General features: G+C 73.7%; 19 protein-coding genes and 1 tRNA gene. 10 read left to right on the top strand and 10 right to left on the bottom strand.

All coding sequences use genetic code 11. The annotated features are described in order from the left end of the window. On the bottom strand, positions 1-96 hold a 96-nt coding region (locus AB0K37_RS20785; protein WP_363983549.1), incomplete at its 3' end, for an alpha amylase C-terminal domain-containing protein. A 95-nt stretch (positions 97-191) separates the two neighbouring features. Between AB0K37_RS20785 and AB0K37_RS20790 the strand changes: the two genes are divergently transcribed. Continuing rightward, complete coding sequence (locus AB0K37_RS20790; RefSeq protein WP_363983450.1) at positions 192-440, top strand: hypothetical protein; 249 nt, start codon at positions 192-194, stop codon at positions 438-440. Positions 441-544: 104 nt separating this feature from the next. Here the strand turns inward: AB0K37_RS20790 and purU are convergent, their stop codons facing one another. Further along, the gene (gene purU / locus AB0K37_RS20795) at positions 545-1405 is read right to left on the bottom strand and encodes a formyltetrahydrofolate deformylase (RefSeq protein ID WP_345184213.1); all 861 of its coding nucleotides are present in this window, start codon (positions 1403-1405) and stop codon (positions 545-547) included. Between the two features lie 175 nt (positions 1406-1580). Here purU and AB0K37_RS20800 point away from each other — a divergent pair, with 175 nt between their 5' ends. From AB0K37_RS20800 to AB0K37_RS20815, 4 genes are read left to right on the top strand one after another with little or no spacing between them, the layout of a single operon-like run. Then, entirely contained in the window at positions 1581-2525 is a 945-nt protein-coding gene (locus AB0K37_RS20800; protein ID WP_363983453.1) for a PHB depolymerase family esterase, read from the top strand. A 42-nt stretch (positions 2526-2567) separates the two neighbouring features. Then, the gene (locus AB0K37_RS20805; protein ID WP_363983551.1) at positions 2568-3752 is read left to right on the top strand and encodes an amino acid deaminase/aldolase; all 1185 of its coding nucleotides are present in this window, start codon (positions 2568-2570) and stop codon (positions 3750-3752) included. A 31-nt stretch (positions 3753-3783) separates the two neighbouring features. Continuing rightward, positions 3784-4455: an SIMPL domain-containing protein gene (locus AB0K37_RS20810; RefSeq protein ID WP_363983456.1), complete on the top strand. Its 672-nt coding sequence runs from the start codon at positions 3784-3786 to the stop codon at positions 4453-4455. A gap of 47 nt (positions 4456-4502) precedes the next feature. Beyond that, on the top strand, positions 4503-4841 hold the full coding sequence (locus AB0K37_RS20815; protein WP_363983459.1) for a zf-HC2 domain-containing protein: 339 nt from the start codon (positions 4503-4505) through the stop codon (positions 4839-4841). Here the strand turns inward: AB0K37_RS20815 and AB0K37_RS20820 are convergent. After that, the gene (locus tag AB0K37_RS20820) at positions 4792-5100 is read right to left on the bottom strand and encodes a DUF3618 domain-containing protein (protein WP_363983462.1); all 309 of its coding nucleotides are present in this window, start codon (positions 5098-5100) and stop codon (positions 4792-4794) included. The two genes, AB0K37_RS20815 and AB0K37_RS20820, sit on opposite strands and share 50 nt — an antisense overlap. Before the next feature lie 154 nt (positions 5101-5254). On the opposite strand from AB0K37_RS20820, the gene bcp reads away from it, so the two are divergent. Beyond that, a complete protein-coding gene (gene bcp / locus AB0K37_RS20825; RefSeq protein WP_363983465.1) occupies positions 5255-5722 on the top strand; it encodes a thioredoxin-dependent thiol peroxidase in 468 nt (155 codons plus the stop codon). A 45-nt stretch (positions 5723-5767) separates the two neighbouring features. On the opposite strand, the gene AB0K37_RS20830 is transcribed toward bcp, so the two are convergent. Then, positions 5768-5852, bottom strand: a tRNA-Leu gene (locus tag AB0K37_RS20830). Continuing rightward, a complete protein-coding gene (locus AB0K37_RS20835) occupies positions 5815-7428 on the bottom strand; it encodes an MFS transporter (protein WP_363983468.1) in 1614 nt (537 codons plus the stop codon). The genes AB0K37_RS20830 and AB0K37_RS20835 overlap by 38 nt, the downstream gene beginning before the upstream one ends. A gap of 41 nt (positions 7429-7469) precedes the next feature. On the opposite strand from AB0K37_RS20835, the gene AB0K37_RS20840 reads away from it, so the two are divergent. The 4 genes from AB0K37_RS20840 to AB0K37_RS20855 all read left to right on the top strand — a co-directional run bounded on the left by AB0K37_RS20840 (position 7470) and on the right by AB0K37_RS20855 (position 11189). Then, entirely contained in the window at positions 7470-8084 is a 615-nt protein-coding gene (locus AB0K37_RS20840) for a TetR family transcriptional regulator (RefSeq protein WP_363983471.1), read from the top strand. Positions 8085-8240: 156 nt separating this feature from the next. Next, positions 8241-9269 (top strand): sensor histidine kinase, encoded by a 1029-nt coding sequence (locus AB0K37_RS20845; RefSeq protein WP_363983474.1) that lies wholly within the window; start codon positions 8241-8243, stop codon positions 9267-9269. 79 nt (positions 9270-9348) lie between these two features. Continuing rightward, complete coding sequence (locus tag AB0K37_RS20850; RefSeq protein ID WP_363983477.1) at positions 9349-10269, top strand: MEDS domain-containing protein; 921 nt, start codon at positions 9349-9351, stop codon at positions 10267-10269. Beyond that, positions 10269-11189 carry a sensor histidine kinase gene (locus tag AB0K37_RS20855; RefSeq protein ID WP_363983480.1) on the top strand — a complete coding sequence of 307 codons (921 nt, stop codon included), beginning with the start codon at positions 10269-10271 and terminating at the stop codon, positions 11187-11189. Before AB0K37_RS20850 ends, AB0K37_RS20855 begins: the two co-directional genes overlap by 1 nt. 19 nt (positions 11190-11208) lie before the next feature. Here AB0K37_RS20855 and rdgB read toward each other — a convergent pair whose 3' ends face one another. The 5 genes from rdgB to AB0K37_RS20880 all read right to left on the bottom strand — a co-directional run bounded on the left by rdgB (position 11209) and on the right by AB0K37_RS20880 (position 15209). Further along, complete coding sequence (gene rdgB, locus AB0K37_RS20860) at positions 11209-11823, bottom strand: RdgB/HAM1 family non-canonical purine NTP pyrophosphatase (RefSeq protein WP_363983483.1); 615 nt, start codon at positions 11821-11823, stop codon at positions 11209-11211. Beyond that, a complete protein-coding gene (gene rph, locus AB0K37_RS20865; RefSeq protein ID WP_363983486.1) occupies positions 11820-12539 on the bottom strand; it encodes a ribonuclease PH in 720 nt (239 codons plus the stop codon). Before rph ends, rdgB begins: the two co-directional genes overlap by 4 nt. Before the next feature lie 107 nt (positions 12540-12646). Then, the gene (locus AB0K37_RS20870; protein ID WP_363983489.1) at positions 12647-13396 is read right to left on the bottom strand and encodes an MBL fold metallo-hydrolase; all 750 of its coding nucleotides are present in this window, start codon (positions 13394-13396) and stop codon (positions 12647-12649) included. Between the two features lie 29 nt (positions 13397-13425). Continuing rightward, positions 13426-14265, bottom strand: a complete 840-nt coding sequence (gene murI / locus AB0K37_RS20875; RefSeq protein ID WP_363983492.1) for a glutamate racemase — start codon at positions 14263-14265, stop codon at positions 13426-13428. A gap of 146 nt (positions 14266-14411) precedes the next feature. Next, entirely contained in the window at positions 14412-15209 is a 798-nt protein-coding gene (locus AB0K37_RS20880) for a thioesterase family protein (RefSeq protein ID WP_363983494.1), read from the bottom strand. Positions 15210-15242 lie beyond the last annotated feature (33 nt).

The raw sequence follows: 15242 nt of genomic DNA on the forward strand, positions 1-15242 counted from the left end.
GTCGGTGTTGACGAGTTCGCGCCAGCGGCCCACGCGGGGGAGGCCCACCCGGTAGTTCTCGTGCGGGTTCCCGGCGAAGTTGACGACGCACGCCATCCGCGCAGCCGCCCGGGCAGCGCGGCCGCCATGAAGACCGCCCCGAGAGCGGCCACCGCGCCCGACGCCGCCAGCACGTCCGGATGGTTCCACGCGTGCCGCTGCAGGGCCTCCACCACCGGGGCGACGCCCGGCACCGGGTGGACGGCCGATCCGAGCGCCCCGGCGAGCAGCTCGATCGCGGCAGCCCCGCCGAACGCGGTCACCAGCAGCGCCGCGGCGAGCCCGGCGAGCGCGCGGCGGGGCCGCAGCTCGCGGACGGCGAGCCGGCGCGCCAGCCGCCTGCCCCGCGCCTCCTCGATCAGCTCCTTGACCAGCGTCTCGGCCATGGCCACCCCCCGTGAGCCCTCGGCACGTACGGCTTCGTCACCCATGGTGCGCGAAAGTCACGCGGAGTGAAACACGCCATGCCGACATCTCACGCGTTCATCGGCCGGGAAACCGCAGGTCAGCGGAAGACGACCGTCCGGTCGCCGTTGAGCAGCACGCGGTGCTCGGCGTGCCAGCGGACGGCGCGGGCGAGGGCGAGGCACTCCACGTCGCGTCCCACGGCCACCAGTTCCTCCGGGCTGTGGGTGTGGTCGACGCGCGCGACCTCCTGCTCGATGATCGGCCCCTCGTCCAGGTCGGCGGTGACGTAGTGCGCGGTCGCGCCGATCAGCTTGACGCCGCGCGCGTGCGCCTGGTGGTAGGGGCGGGCGCCCTTGAAGCTCGGCAGGAACGAGTGGTGGATGTTGATGATCGCGCCGGGCAGCTTGGCGCAGAAGTCGTCGGACAGGATCTGCATGTACCGGGCGAGGACGACGAGGTCGGCGCGGTAGTGCTCGACCAGCGTCAGGATCTCGGCCTCCTGCGCGGCCTTGCCGCCCGGCCCGACCGGCAGGTGGTGGTAGTCGATCCCGTACGACTGGGTGAGCGGCCGCAGGTCGGGGTGGTTGGACGCGACCGCGACGATGTCGATGTCGAGCAGCCCGGACCGCGTCCGGTACAGCAGGTCGTTGAGGCAGTGCCCGCCCTTCGACACCATGATCAGCACGCGCGGGCGCTCGGCCAGCGGGTGCAGCCGCCACTCCAGCCCGAGCTCGGGCACCAGGGACGCGAAGGCGCCGCGCAGCTCGTCGGGGTCGGTGTCGGCGAGCGCCGCGAACTGCACCCGCATGAAGAAGGTGCCGGTCTCGCCGTCCCCGAACTGCTGGCTCTCGACGATGTTGCACCCGCGCTCGGCCAGCAGCCCCGAGACGGCGGCCACGATGCCGGGCCGGTCAGGGCAGGACAGGGTCAGCACGTACTCGTTCACGGGTTCGCTCACGGGTCTCATTCTTGCCTCGGCGCGGGAAGCGCCAGCTCAGGACGGGTCCCTTCCGAGCTTACGCGGCGGCGTCCCCGTCCGCCGCCGTACCGGCCGGTCGGCGCGGCCGGGACGCCGCCGGCCTTGTCTACCCGCGAGTAGTTTGAAGGCCCGCCTTGGGGTTACCTTTGCCCGCATGCGGCGAATCGCGCTCGTGGCGCTGGCGGTCACCCTGGCCCTGGCGGGCTGCACCGACAAGACCGGCGAGAAGGGCGGCGAGGGCGGGAAGGGCGGTCGTCGTCCCGCGACGGTCGACGGCGTCCCCACCTCGGAGGGGACGCACAAGCAGAAGCTCGACGTGGGGACGGTCGGCCACCGCGAGTACCTGTTGCACGTCCCGTCCAAGGTCGCGGACGGGAAATGGAAGGACGGCAGGCCGGCCGACAGGCCCGCGCTGGTCATCGCCCTGCACGGCGGCCTGGCGAACATGTCGAAGATGCGGGACCTGACCGGCTTCGACAAGCTGTCGGACGAGCACGGCTTCCTCGTCGCCTACCCCGACGGGTTCATGACCACGTGGAACGCGGGCGACTGCTGCGGCGCGGCGAAGGTCGGGAACGTCGACGACGTCGGGTTCCTCGGCAAGCTCATCGACAGGCTCACCGGCGCCGGGCTGGCCGACCCGAAGCGCGTCTACGTCACCGGGTTCTCCAACGGCGCCGGGATGGCGTACCGGATGGCCTGCGAGAAACCGGGCAAGGTCGCGGCGATCGGGGTGGTCGAGGGCGCCCTGGTGACCGAGTGCGATCCGGACCGCCCGGTGTCTGCGATGATCTTCCACGGGACGGCGGACGGGAACGTGCCCTTCAACGGGGGCGGCGACCGCGACTTCAACGACAAGCGCCCGTTCCCGCCGGTGTCGGACGCGGTCGACTTCTGGCGCAAGGTCGCGGGGCTGCCCCAGCCGCGCGAGCGGGTGAAGGCGCTCAGCGGCGACACCCGGTGTGAGAGCACCGGCAAGGGCGCGCGCGGCGTCGCCGTGACCTTCTGCAGGATCGACGGCGGGCGGCACCGGTGGCCGAAGGAGGCGAGCCCGATGCTGTGGAGCTTCTTCGCCGCCCATCCGCGCACGGGGACATGAGACCTTTTCACATTCCCCCGGTAGTGTGGCATCGTGACGAGCATGAACCTCCGGGACCGCTATGACGCCGCGACCGCCGGGCTAGAGGCGCCGTTCGCCGTCGTCGACCTCGCGGCCTTCCGCGCCAACGCCGCCGACCTCGTGCGCCGCGCCGCCGGCAAGCCCATCCGGGTCGCCAGCAAGTCGGTGCGCTGCCGGGCCCTCCTGGAGGACGTCCTCGCGATGGAGGGCTTCGCCGGGGTCATGGCGTTCACCCTCCCCGAGGCGCTCTGGCTGGCCGCCGAGGGCGTCAGCGACGACATCCTCGTCGCCTACCCCACGGCCGACCGCACCGCGATCGCCGCGCTCGCCGGCGATCCCCGCGCGGCCCGCGCCGTCACGCTGATGGTCGACTCCCCCGAGCACCTCGACCTGATCGAGTCCGCCGCGGGCGACCGGCGCGTGCGGGTCTGCATCGACATCGACGCCTCCTACCGCACGCTCGGCGGCCGGGTGCGGATCGGCGCGCTGCGCTCCCCGCTGCACACCGCCGCCGACGTCCGGGCGTTCGCCGAACTGGTCCTCAAGCGGCCCGCGCTCGACCTCGTCGGGCTGATGGCCTACGAGTCGCAGATCGCGGGCGTCGGGGACGTGCCGCCCGGCCGGCCCGCGCGGGGCCGCGTCATCCGCGCCATGCAGCGGCAGTCCCGGGCGGAACTCGCCCGGCGCCGCGCGGCGATCGTCCGGGCCGTCCGGGAGATGACCGACCTGGAGTTCGTCAACGGCGGCGGCACCGGCAGCGTCGAGACGACGGCGGCCGAGCGCGCCGTCACCGAGGTCGCGGCCGGCTCCGGCCTCTACCAGCCGCACCTGTTCGACCAGTACTCCAACTTCGCCGGGCGGCCCGCCGCGCTGTTCGCGCTGCCCGTCGTCCGGCGCCCCGCGCCCGGCGTCGTCACGTGCCTCGGCGGCGGCTACCTGGCGTCCGGGCCGGCCGACGCCGTCCGCCTGCCCCAGCCCTACCTGCCGACGGGCCTGTCCTACAGCGGCGAGGAGGGCGCGGGCGAGGTGCAGACGCCGCTGCTCGGGCGCGCCGCCGACCTGCTGTCGGTGGGCGACCGCGTCTGGTTCCGCCACACCAAGGCCGGCGAGCTGTGCGAACGGTTCGACGCGCTGCACCTCATCGAGGACGGCCGGCACGTCCGCACCGTCCCCACCTACCGGGGCGAGGGCCGCACGTTCCTGTGAGCGCGCGCCCCGTACCGTCTAGGTTGGGGGCATGAGCGACGCTCCCATGATCAGTGTCCGCGGCGAGGCGGTGCTGGAGGCCGAGCCGGAGATCGCGCGCCTGTCGGTGCACGTCGAGACGCAGGAGTCCGACCGGCGCGCGGCCCTCGACCGGCTCACCGAGCGGAACCAGCAGTGCCTCGACCTGGTCAAGTCCTATGGCGAGGCCGTGGAGAAGCTGGAGACGGGCGGCCTGTCGATCACACCGCTGCTGAAGTACCGGCGGCGCGAGGGCGACATCCGCGCCTACCGCGGCACCGTCTGGATCAAGATCACGGTCAGCGACTTCGCGGTGCTGGGCGAGCTGGTCGCCCGGCTCGGCGACCTGGAGCGCACCTACGTGACCGGGCCGCAGTGGGAGCTGCGGCACGACAGCGAGGTGTACCGGCGGGCCGCGCGGCAGGCGGCGAACGAGGCCGTCGACCGGGCCCGCGGCTATGCCGAGGCGCTCGGCGCCCGGCTCACCGGGCTGGTGGAGCTGTCGGACGAGGGACTCGGCCGCGACGGCGGCCCGGGCGGGCCCGTCGCGCTCGCCGCCGCCTACGGGCGCGCGCCGGGGGGCGCCGCCGAGGAGCCCGAGCCGATCGACCTGGAGCCGGAGACGCAGATCGTCCGCGCCACCGTCGAGGCCAGGTTCACCGCGACGGCCCCCGACCTCGGCTGACCCGGCCCCCGCTGAACGGCCGGGCCGCCGCGCCCGTACTCCAGGACGTGGGAGGAACGGACTGCGGGGCGTACCGGATCGGCCTCGGCGTCTACGCCATCGGACGGCTCGCCGGCGCCGAGGCGGACGCGCTGTCGGCGCACCTGAGCGGCTGCCCGCCGTGCCGGGACGAACTCGCCGGGCTGCGCGGCGTCGCCGAGCTGCTCGCCCGCTCCGCCCGGCAGTGGAACGGGGCCGCCCCGCCGCACTCCGGCGCCGCCCCGCCGCGTCCGGGCCCCGCCCGGAAACGCGGAAGCGCCGGCCGCGGACCGCGGACCGGCGCCTCGGGGACGGGGCTCAGCGCCTCCTGCGCCTACGGCGCCGCAGGACCAGGGCGGTCACGATGACCGCCGCGCCGACGCCGGCGAGCACCAGCCGCCTGTCGATCTGAGGGCCCTCGCCGTCGTCGTCCTCGGAGGGGCGCACCATCGCGCCGAGGGCCTTGGCGACCTGGTCGGCCTCCTCCTTCAGCCGCTCCGCGCCCCGCTGCGCGACGTTCCTCGGGCTGACCCGGTCGGCGAGCTCGTCGATGGTGCGGGCCAGTTGCTGCCGGCTGCGCTCTATCTCCCGTTCCAGCGCCTCCGGGTCGCGGCTCTTGTCAGCCATGCCGTGTCCTTATCGTGTCGGGCGTACTCGCGCGGGCCGGAACCGTGACGAGCCGAGCGGTGATCCGCACAGTCTTGCAGGTCTTCCCGCCGGATGCCCGCCGCACCCCAGCCGGTACCGTTGGACCCACCATCCGAGCGAAAGGCGGGACAGGGTGTCCGAGCGGCTGCAGCCGGGCGACGTCGCCCCCGAGTTCGAGCTACCCGACGCCGACGAGACCGCGGTGTCGCTGGCCTCGCTGCGCGGCAAGCGCGTGATCCTCTACTTCTACCCGGCGGCCATGACCCCCGGCTGCACCAAGGAGTCGGTCGACTTCGAGGGAAGCCTGCCCGAGCTGGAGGCCGCGGGCGTCGCCGTCGTCGGCGTCTCCCCCGACAAGCCGGCCAAGCTCGCCAAGTTCCGGGAGAAGGAGGGGCTCACGTTCCCGCTTCTGTCCGACCCGGACGCGGAGGTCCTCCGGGCCTACGGCGCCTACGGGGAGAAGAAGCTGTACGGCAAGGCCGTCGTCGGGGTCATCCGGTCGACGTTCGTCATCGACGCCGACGGCAGGATCGAGAAGGCGTACTACAACGTGAAGGCGACGGGGCACGTGGAGCGCCTCCGCCGCGATCTCGGCCTGTAGGCACCGCGCCGGCCCGCGCTCGGCGCGGGCCGGGGTGGGGACTTGTGCGGGCGGGGGGATTCGAACCCCCACGGTGTCACCACCAACAGGACCTAAACCTGCCGCGTATACCTGATTTCGCCACGCCCGCCCGCGTCCTCGTCCGGGCTCCCGTTCGAGCTTCCGTCTGAGGGCGCGTTCAGCTTAGCGTCCTGATCGGCGGGCGCGGGGACGGATTCCGCCGCCTCCCGGCGGGGCGTGCGGTACAGGGCCGCGACGACGACCGCGGTGACGGCGAGCGCGACCGACGCGGTGAGGAACGCCGTCTGGAGGCCGTCGCTGAAGGCCGCCCGCGCGTGGTCGGCGGCCTGCGGGCCGAGCCGGACCGCCACCGCGACCGACGTCCTGGCCTGCTCGGCGGCCGGGCCCGGCAGGTTCCCGAGGTCGAGGTTCGCGCGGTAGGCCGACTGCAGGAGGCTGCCGAGGACGGCGATGCCGAGCGCGCCGCCGAGCTCCCGGGCCAGGTCGTTCATCGCCGAGCCCACGCCCTGCTTCTCGGTGGGCAGCGCGTCGGTGATCGCGGCGGTGGACGGGGTCATGGCGAGGCCCATGCCGGCGCCGAACGGGACGAGGCCCGCGAGCAGCAGCCAGTAGGTGCTGTCCTCGTCCAGCAGCGAGAAGACCAGCATCCCGACGCCGACCAGGAGCAGGCCGGCCGTGATGACGCGGCGCGGACCGAGCCTCCCGGCCAGCTTCGGCGCGACGACCCGGGCGGACGGCATCATCGCGAGCGCCATGGGCACCAGGCTGAGCGCGCCGACGAGCGCGCTGTCGCCCTTCACCAGCTGCAGGTACTGCAGGATGATGAAGACGAAGCCGAAGAAGGCGAAGAACTGCAGGGTGATCGTGAGAGAGCCCGCCGAGAACGCCCGGATGCGGAACAGCCGCGGGTCGAGCAGCGGGTTCGGCCGCTTCAGCTCCCACGCCACGAACCCGGCGAGGACGACGAGGGCGGCGGCGAGGCCGAGCAGCGTCCGCGCGGAGGCCCAGCCGTGCGTCGGCGCCTCGATGATCGAGTAGACGCCGGCGCCGAGGCCGACCACGGTGATCAGCGCGCCGGTCACGTCGAGCCTCGGCGCGTCCGGTTCGGCCGACTCGGGGACGAACGCGAGCGTCGTGACGAGCGCGACCGCGGCGAGCACGACGTTCATCCAGAACACCGACCGCCAGGTCCAGAACTCCAGCAGGGTCCCCGAGACCAGGAGGCCGAAGATGGCGCTGGCCCCGGCGACGCCCGCCCAGGCGCCGACCGCGCGGGTGCGCTGGGCGGCCGGGAACGTCGAGGTGATCGTGGACAGCGTCGCCGGCATGACCAGGGCCGCGCCGAGGCCGAGCACGCCGCGCATCGCGATCAGCCATTCCGGGTCGCCGCCCAGCGCCGCCGCGGCCGAGCCCGCGCCGAACACGAGGAGCCCGGCGGTGAGCGCGCGGCGCCGCCCGTAGCGGTCGCCGATCGCGCCGCCGAGCAGCAGCAGGGCCGCGAAGACCAGCGCGTAGGCGTCGATGATCCACGACAGCTCGGTGAGGCCGGCGCGGGTGTCGCGGGCGATGGAGGGCACCGCCGTGTTGAGGGAGGCCACGGCCGACACCACCGTGGCGAGGGACAGCATCACGGCCGGCAGCACCGCTCGGTGGACGGCGCCCGGCCCCTGCTTCGTGGTGTTCATACCTCGACGGTGGCCCCCGCCGGGACTATATTTCAACCTTGATGAATAAATCTGGGGGCGGGCGGGGGCGGCGGCGCGGCGGCCCCGACACCCGCGAGGAGATCCTCGCGGTCGCCCGGAGGCGGTTCCTGGCCGACGGGTACGGGCCGGTCACGATGCGGTCCCTCGCCGCCGAGGCGGGCGTGGACGCCGCGCTGATCAGCTATTTCTTCGGCTCGAAGAAGGGCCTGTTCGGCGCGGTGCTCGGGCTGGTCGCCAACCCGCCCGAGGTGCTGGCGGGCGCGCTGCCCGGCGACCCCGCCGAGCTGCCCGAACGCGTCCTGCGCGCGATGGTCTCCGCCTGGGACGACCCGGAGAACGGCAGGCCGCTGCTGCTCATGGTGCGCGCCGCCGTCCAGGACCCGGACCTGAGCCGGCTGGTGCGCGACCTGGTGGAACGCGAGATCGTCGGCCGCATCGCCGACCATCTGGGCGGCCCCGACGCGACCAAGCGGGCCGGGGCGCTGGGCGTCCAGCTCTCCGGGCTGATCTTCGCCCGCTATGTCCTCGCGGTGGAACCCGTCGCCTCGATGCCGCCCGATGAATTAATCCGGTACCTCTCCCCGGGCTTCCGCGCCACCGTCCGCGGTCCGTCCCGCCGGCCCCGGATGCGCTGACCCGGTAGCGGACACGCCCGCGGCGGGATTGCGGACGACACTCCGGACGAATCGGGCAAAGAATCTCAGCACGCGGAGGGCGGGCGTTCTAGGCTGGCCGCGTCCGTTCGCCACGCGCAGCCGGTGATTCATGATCACACATCTGGCGGGTCCCCCGTGAGCGCCGACCCTGTGAGCGCCGGTTCCCCGGGCCCCGGCTTCACGCATCGCCTGCTGCCCTTCTCCGGGGCGGAGGAGTTCCTCGGCGGCGCGGTGCCGTTCCTGCGCGCCGGCCTCGACGCGGGCGACCGCGTCCTCGCGGTCTGCGGGACCGGGCGCGAGGCGCTGCTGCGCGACGCCCTCGGGCCCGCCGCGGCGGGCGTCGAGTTCACCGAGGCCGCCGCCTGGTACGCGCACCCGTCCCGCACGCTGGCGGACTGCCTGGGCGACGCCTTCGAGACCGCGCGGAGCGGGCGCCGGCTGCGCGTCCTCGGCGAGCCCGTCTGGGCGACGCGGCCGCCGCTGGAGGTCGTCGAGTGGCAGCGGACCGAGGCCGTGCTGAACGAGGCGTTCCGCGGCACCGGCGCCGCGATCCTGTGCCCCTACGCGGCGTCGCTCCCCGCCTCCGTCGTCGCGGCCGGACGCAGGACGCACCCCGAGACCGTGCGCGGCGCGCGGGCCCTCCCCAACCCCGGCTTCCTGAGCCCCGCGGCGTACTGCGCCCGGTGCGACGGCGAGGCGCTGCCCCCGCCGCCGGACGGCGCCGAGACCCTGGAGATCGAGCGGCCCGACCTGTACTGGCTCCGCGTGTGGGTGACCGACTGCGCGCGGCGCACGCGGCTGCCGGGCGGCGAGAAGCAGCGGCTCCTCGTCGCGGTCACCGAGGTCGTCACGAACGCGTTCCGGCACGGCGAGCCACCCGTCGTCCTGCGCATGTGGACCGACGCCTCGCCCGGCACCGCCGCCCTGGTCTGCGAGGTCACCGACGGGGGGAGGTGGGAGCCGGGCGGCGGGTTCGGCCTCGTCCCGCCGAAGCCGGACGGCGGAGCGCCCGGCGACCGGTTCGGGCTGTGGGCGGTGCGCCTGCTGTGCTCCTTCGTCCAGATCCGGACAGGCCGGCACGGGACCGCGGTGCGGCTGCTCTTCGCCCTGCCGGGCGCGACCACGGCGAACCGGCGTGGCGGCGGCGGCTCGGACGGAGCGTGAGGAACTCCATGCGTTGGGCTTCCAACGGCATCGGACCGGCGTACGCTGAACAGATCCGCCTCACACCGATGGGCAGGCCATGGACACATCCTGGTTCGCCGAACGCCCCGTAAGCGAACTCCGTCCCGGAGATCACGGCTGGCTGGCCTACAGCAGTCAGGAGGAGCGCGACCGCGTCATCGGGCCCTTCGTCCGGGAGGGCCTGGAGACCACCGAGAAGGTCGTGTACGTCACCGACGTCCCGGTCGAGGGGCTGCCCGGCCTCGGGCAGGGGCGGCCGATCGACGTGGACGCCCTCGTCAGGTCGGGCCAGCTGCGGGTCATCCCGCCGCGGGAGGCCTGCCTCGACCGCCGCGGCTCGTTCGAGCCCGCCAAGATGGCCGACACCGTCGCCCGCGAGCTCGCCGCCGCGTTCGGGCAGGGTTTCCGCGCCGTGCGCCTCACCACCGACCACAGCTGGCTGCTGAACGGCCCCGGCCGACCCGACCTCGGCCGGATGCTCGGCTGCGAGCACCGCGTCGGCGACACCGTCTCGCCGAGCACCATGGCGATGGCGATCTGCCAGGTCGACCGGCACTCGTGTCCGCCCGCCGAGCTCGCCGCCCTCCGCGACACACACGAGGTCCTCGTGGAAGTGAACCCCGAGTTCGACGACGGGATACTGAAGATCGTGCGCACGTTCGAGCCCGACGGGCTCCGCGTCGAGGGCGAGCTGGACGCCGCACGGCACTCGGTGTTCGCCGAGCAGCTCCGCCGGCTGACCGGCCGGACGGGGCCGCCCGGCCGCAGCGTCCACCTCGACCTGTCCCGCCTCGGGTTCATCGACCTCGGCGGGCTGCACCTGCTGGCGAAGCACGCCACCCGGCTGCCCGCCGACGCCGCGCTGATCCTGGACCACCTGTCGCCCGACGTCGAGAGCGTCATCGACATGGTCGGCTGGCACCGGCTGCCCGGCCTCGCCCGCGGCCGGCGGCTCGCGGAGACGGAGGGCATCGCCTGATGGCACTGGAGCACAAGGCCTTCATGTACCAGGGCACCGAGGACTTCCTGTCCGTCACCGTGCCCTACCTCGAGTCGGGCGTGCGGCGCGGCCAGGTCGTGATCGCCGTCGCCTGCGAGCCCAACCTGACCGCCCTGCGGGACGTCCTCGCCCCGCACGGCGACGCGGTCACCTACTTCGACTCCGCCGTCTTCTACAAGCACCCCGTGCACACCCTGCGCGACTACCAGACCATCGTGAAGCAGAGCGCCCCGCGCACCGTCTGCGCGCTCGCCGAGCCGCTCTGGCACGGGTGGGACGAGCGCCAGACGCTCGAATGGGTCCGCTACGAGTCCCTCATCAACGTGGTCTTCGGCGACTCGGGAGCGCGGGCCCTGTGCCCCTACGACGCCGAGGGGCTGCCGCCCCGCATCCTCGACGAGGCGCGCCGCACCCATCCCCTGCTGCTCGCCCCGGGCCACGACGGCGAGAACGGCGACTACATCGACCCGGTGAGATTCGGGTCCGGTTGCGACAGCCGGTTCCGCTCCGACCGCCCGGCCGGCGCCGAGTACTTCTCCATCGACGGCGACGACCTGCACGCGCTGCGCGTGTTCGTCGGCGAGCGCGCCCTCAGGCACGGCCTGGCCAAGCAGAAGGCGCAGAACCTGGTCACCGCCGCCAACGAGGTCGCCGCGAACGCGCTCCAGCACGGCACTCCGCCGATCGGGCTCTGGACGTGGCAGGACGGCGCCGACCTCGTCTGCGAGATCGGCGACCACGGCTTCTGGCGCCCCGGGCCCGACCCGCTGACCGGCTTCATCCCGCCCGACTCCGCCCTCCAGCGCGGCTTCGGCCTGTGGACCGTCCGCCTCCTGGTCGACCTGATGGAGCTGCGCGCCGGCTGGGACGGCACCTTCGTCCGCCTGCGCTGCCGCTGACCGCCCCCGCGGGCGGGGGTCAGGCCAGGCCTGCGGCTCGGAGGGCGTCGGGGACTATCTCGGCGAGCGCGCGGAAGGCCCGGCCGCGATGGCTGATCGCGTCCTTCTCGGCGGGCGCCAGCTCCGCGGTCGTGCGGGTCCCGCCCTCCGGAAGGAAGATCGGGTCGTAGCCGAAGCCGCCGGCGCCGCGCGGCTCCCGGATGACGGTGCCGTGCATCCGGCCCTCGACGCAGTGCTCCGCGCCGCCCGGGACGACCAGCGCGGCCACGCACACGAACGAGCCGCCGCGCCGGTCGTCGGCCACGTCGGCGAGCTGGTCGAGGACGAGCCGCAGGTTGGCGGCGTCCTGGTCGCCGGCGCCGAACCGTCCCGACCAGCGGGCCGACAGGACGCCGGGCATGCCGTTCAGCGCGTCCACGCACAGGCCGGAGTCGTCGGCGACGGCGGGCAGCCCGGTGAACGCGGCGATCGCGCGGGCCTTCAGCAGCGCGTTGCCCTCGAAGGTCAGCTCGGTCTCGGGCACGTCGGGGGCGCCGGGGAAGGCGTCGAGGCCGACGACGTCGAGGTCGCCGAGGATCCGGTGCAGCTCGGCGATCTTGCCCTGGTTGCGGGTGGCGAGGACGATGCGGCTCATCGGCCGAGGGCCTCGTTCTGGATGCGGGTCAGCTCGGCGCAGCCGGCGGCGCCGAGGTCGAGCAGCTCGTCCAGCTCCGCCCGGTCGAACGGAGCGCCCTCCGCGGTGCCCTGCACCTCGACGAACCGGCCGTCGCCGGTGCAGACGACGTTCATGTCCGTCCCGGCGGCCGAGTCCTCCTCGTAGCAGAGGTCGAGGCGGGGCTCGCCGTCCACGACGCCGACGCTGACCGCCGAGACCGAGGTGATGAGCGGGTTCCCCTTCAGCAGGCGGCGCTCGCGCATCCAGCTCACCGCGTCGGCCAGCGCGACGTAGGCGCCGGTGATCGCGGCGGTGCGGGTGCCGCCGTCGGCCTGAAGGACGTCGCAGTCGAGCTGGACGGTGTTCTCGCCGAGCGCCTTGAGGTCCAGGCACGCCCGGATCGACCGGCCGATCAGCCGGGAGATCTCGTGGGTGCGGCCGCCGATCCGGCCCTTGACGGACTCGCGGTCGTTGCGGGTGTTCGTCGCGCGGGGCAGCATCGCGTACTCGGCGGTGACCCAGCCGAGGCCGCTGTCGCGCCGCCAGCGGGGCACCGAGTCCTGCACGGACGCGGCGCACAGCACCCGGGTCGCGCCGAACTCGACGAGCACCGACCCTTCCGCGTGGTCGAGCCATCCGCGCTGGATGCGGACGGGACGGAGCCGGTCGGGTGCGCGATCATCGGGGCGAGCCATGCGCCCACCCTAGCGGGCGGGCCCGCGCCGGATCCGGCCTACCGCCGGTGACGCCGCACTCACCGCGGCCGGCCGCCGGAGGCGGGCGCCCCCGGGAGCGGGGGCCCTCAGAACTCGTAGACGGCGCCGACCTCGGCCAGTTCGACCGGGCCGCGGAACCCGCTGGCCTTCGCCTCCGAGAGCGTCTCGGACGGGTCGTTCCACGGCAGCAGGTGCGTCAGGACCAGCCGGCCGACCCCGGCCCGCTCGGCGTGCTCGCCGGCCTCCCGTCCCGTCAGGTGCATGTCCGGCGGCAGGTCCGGCCGGTCGGCGAAACCCGCCTCGCACAGGAACAGGTCGGAGTCGCGGGCCAGCCGGACCAGGTCGTCGCTGTGGCCGGTGTCGCCGGAGTAGGTCATGACGCTGCCCTCGTGCTCGATCCGCAGGCCGTACGCCTCGACCGGGTGGTTCATCAGCGCGGTGGTGACCGTGAACGGGCCGATGCGCACCGGCCCCGGCTCCAGCGGGCGAAAGTCGAAGGTGGCGGTCATCTCCGGGTTCGGTTCCAGCTCGTACGCCTTGATCATGTGGTCCGCGGTGTCGCGGGGGCCGTACACCGGGATACGCGGCGCCGGGCCGTCCGGGCAGTACGTCCGCGCGATCCAGTAGACGGTGAGGTCGAGGCAGTGGTCGGGATGCAGGTGCGAGATGCAGATGGCGTCGATGTCCAGCAGGCCGTGGAAGCGCTGGAGGCTTCCGATCGCGCCGTTGCCGATGTCGATGAGCATGGAGAAGCCGTCCGCCTCGACCAGATAGCTGGACGCGGGGCTGTCCGGCCCTGGGAAACTGCCGGAACAGCCGATCACAGTGACCCGCACGCTCACTCCTCCTCTGTGGTCCCGAGGAATCAGGTCGTCAGAGCCTTGCTCAACGTGCTCTCCACCGAACCGATCTCCGGCCCGAGGAAGCGGCGGCCGAGCTCGGCGAACACGGCGGGGTCGCCGGTGGCGCGGAACCGGTGCCGCGGCCGGGGCGTCGCCTCGGCGCGGGCCAGTCCCCGATCGTGCAGCACTCGGTACACGTCCTTGGCGGTCTCGTCGGCGCTTGAGACCAGTGTGACCCCGTCTCCGACCACATACGAGATGACACCGGTCAGAAGGGGGTAGTGCGTGCAGCCGAGGATCAGGGTGTCGCAGTCCGCGTCCACGATCGGGCGCAGGTATTCGCGTGCGGCGTCGAGGAGGTCGTCGCCCATCGTCACGCCCGCCTCGACGAAGTCGACGAAGCGGGGGCAGGCGGCGCTGACCAGCTCGATGTGCGGCGCGGCGGCGAACGCGTCCTCGTAGGCGCGGCTGTTCACGGTGGCCTCGGTGGCGATCAGGCCGACCCGCCCGTTGGAGGTGGCGCGGGCCGCGCGCCTGGTCGCGGGGTTGATGACCTCCACGACCGGGACGTCGTAGCGTTCGCGGGCGTCGCGCAGCATCGCCGAGCTGGCGCTGTTGCAGGCGATCACCAGCATCTTCACGCCCTCGTCGACCAGCTCGTCCAGCATCTCCAGCGCGAACGCGCGGACCTGGGCGATCGAGCGCGGGCCGTACGGCTGGCGGGCCGAGTCGCCGAGGTAGACGATCGGCTCGTTCGGCAGCTGGTCGAGGATGGCGCGGGCCACCGTGAGGCCCCCGAAACCGCTGTCGAAGATCCCGATGGGCGCGTCTGGGAGGCCGTCCCCCCGGGATGGATCTGACATGGTGCACAAGGCTAGGCGACATGGCCCCGCCCGGGTGTGTCATGCGTTGGACATCACACCGTCACACGCTGGAAAACCGTCCAGCTCACGCCGCCGACGCGTGATCCGGTCGTTCGGCGGTCCGAAACGCCGGTGCGCCGCGCCGGCTAGGAGCGGGCGAGGGGGACGCGGGCGATCTGCCGGCTCTGTGCCACGAGGCGTCCGGCGGCGTCCCACACCTCGACCTCCTCGTCGAACCAGCCGCCGGCGAGGAGCCGTCCGGTGCCGTGCACGGCGAGCCAGCCGGGCGCCGGGACGGCCCGCATGTGCCAGGTCAGCTCGACGGTCGGGGCCCAGCCCTGCGCGCCGAGGTTGAGCGCCACGGGCGGCAGCGCGTCCACGGCGAGGGCCAGGGAGTAGCCGTCGGGCTCCTGGCCGCAGGCGTGCCGGAACCAGGCGCGGATGTCCGGGCGCCCGCTCGGCCGCCCGTCCAGCCAGCCCATGGTCGCCGGGTCGAAGCGCATGTCGACCTGGTCGGCGAAGCCGCCGCCGGTGGCGGCGGGCGGCCGGAACCCCGTGCACTCCTCCAGCGGCGGCGGCCCGGCGGGCGCCTCGGCGGCGAAGTCGGGCTCGGCGGACGGGTCGAGCGTGCCGGTGGTGATCAGGGCGTCCACGACGGGGCGGCCGTCCTGGACGAGGGTGACGAACGACGAGGCGGCCGTGCGCCCCACCTTGCGGGAGTCGACGACCAGCTCGGCGGGGCCGGCCTTGGCGACGCGGTGGAAGTTCGCCGCGGTCGAGACCGGGTGCTCGTGCGGCGAGGCGTCCACGGCGGCGCGGGCGAGCACGGCCATCAGGTAGCCGCCGTTCAGCGCCTGGGCGATGCCGTAGCCGCCGTCCAGGACGGCCTCGTACCGGCCCTCACCGACCGGCTTCACCGCCGTGGAGTCCCCGAACCCGCTCATCCGCACTCTCCCGGGACGATTCTAGAATCACGT

It is taken from the genome of Actinomadura sp. NPDC049753 (assembly GCF_040674655.1).
GTDB classification, from domain to species: Bacteria; Actinomycetota; Actinomycetes; order Streptosporangiales; family Streptosporangiaceae; genus Spirillospora; species Spirillospora verrucosospora.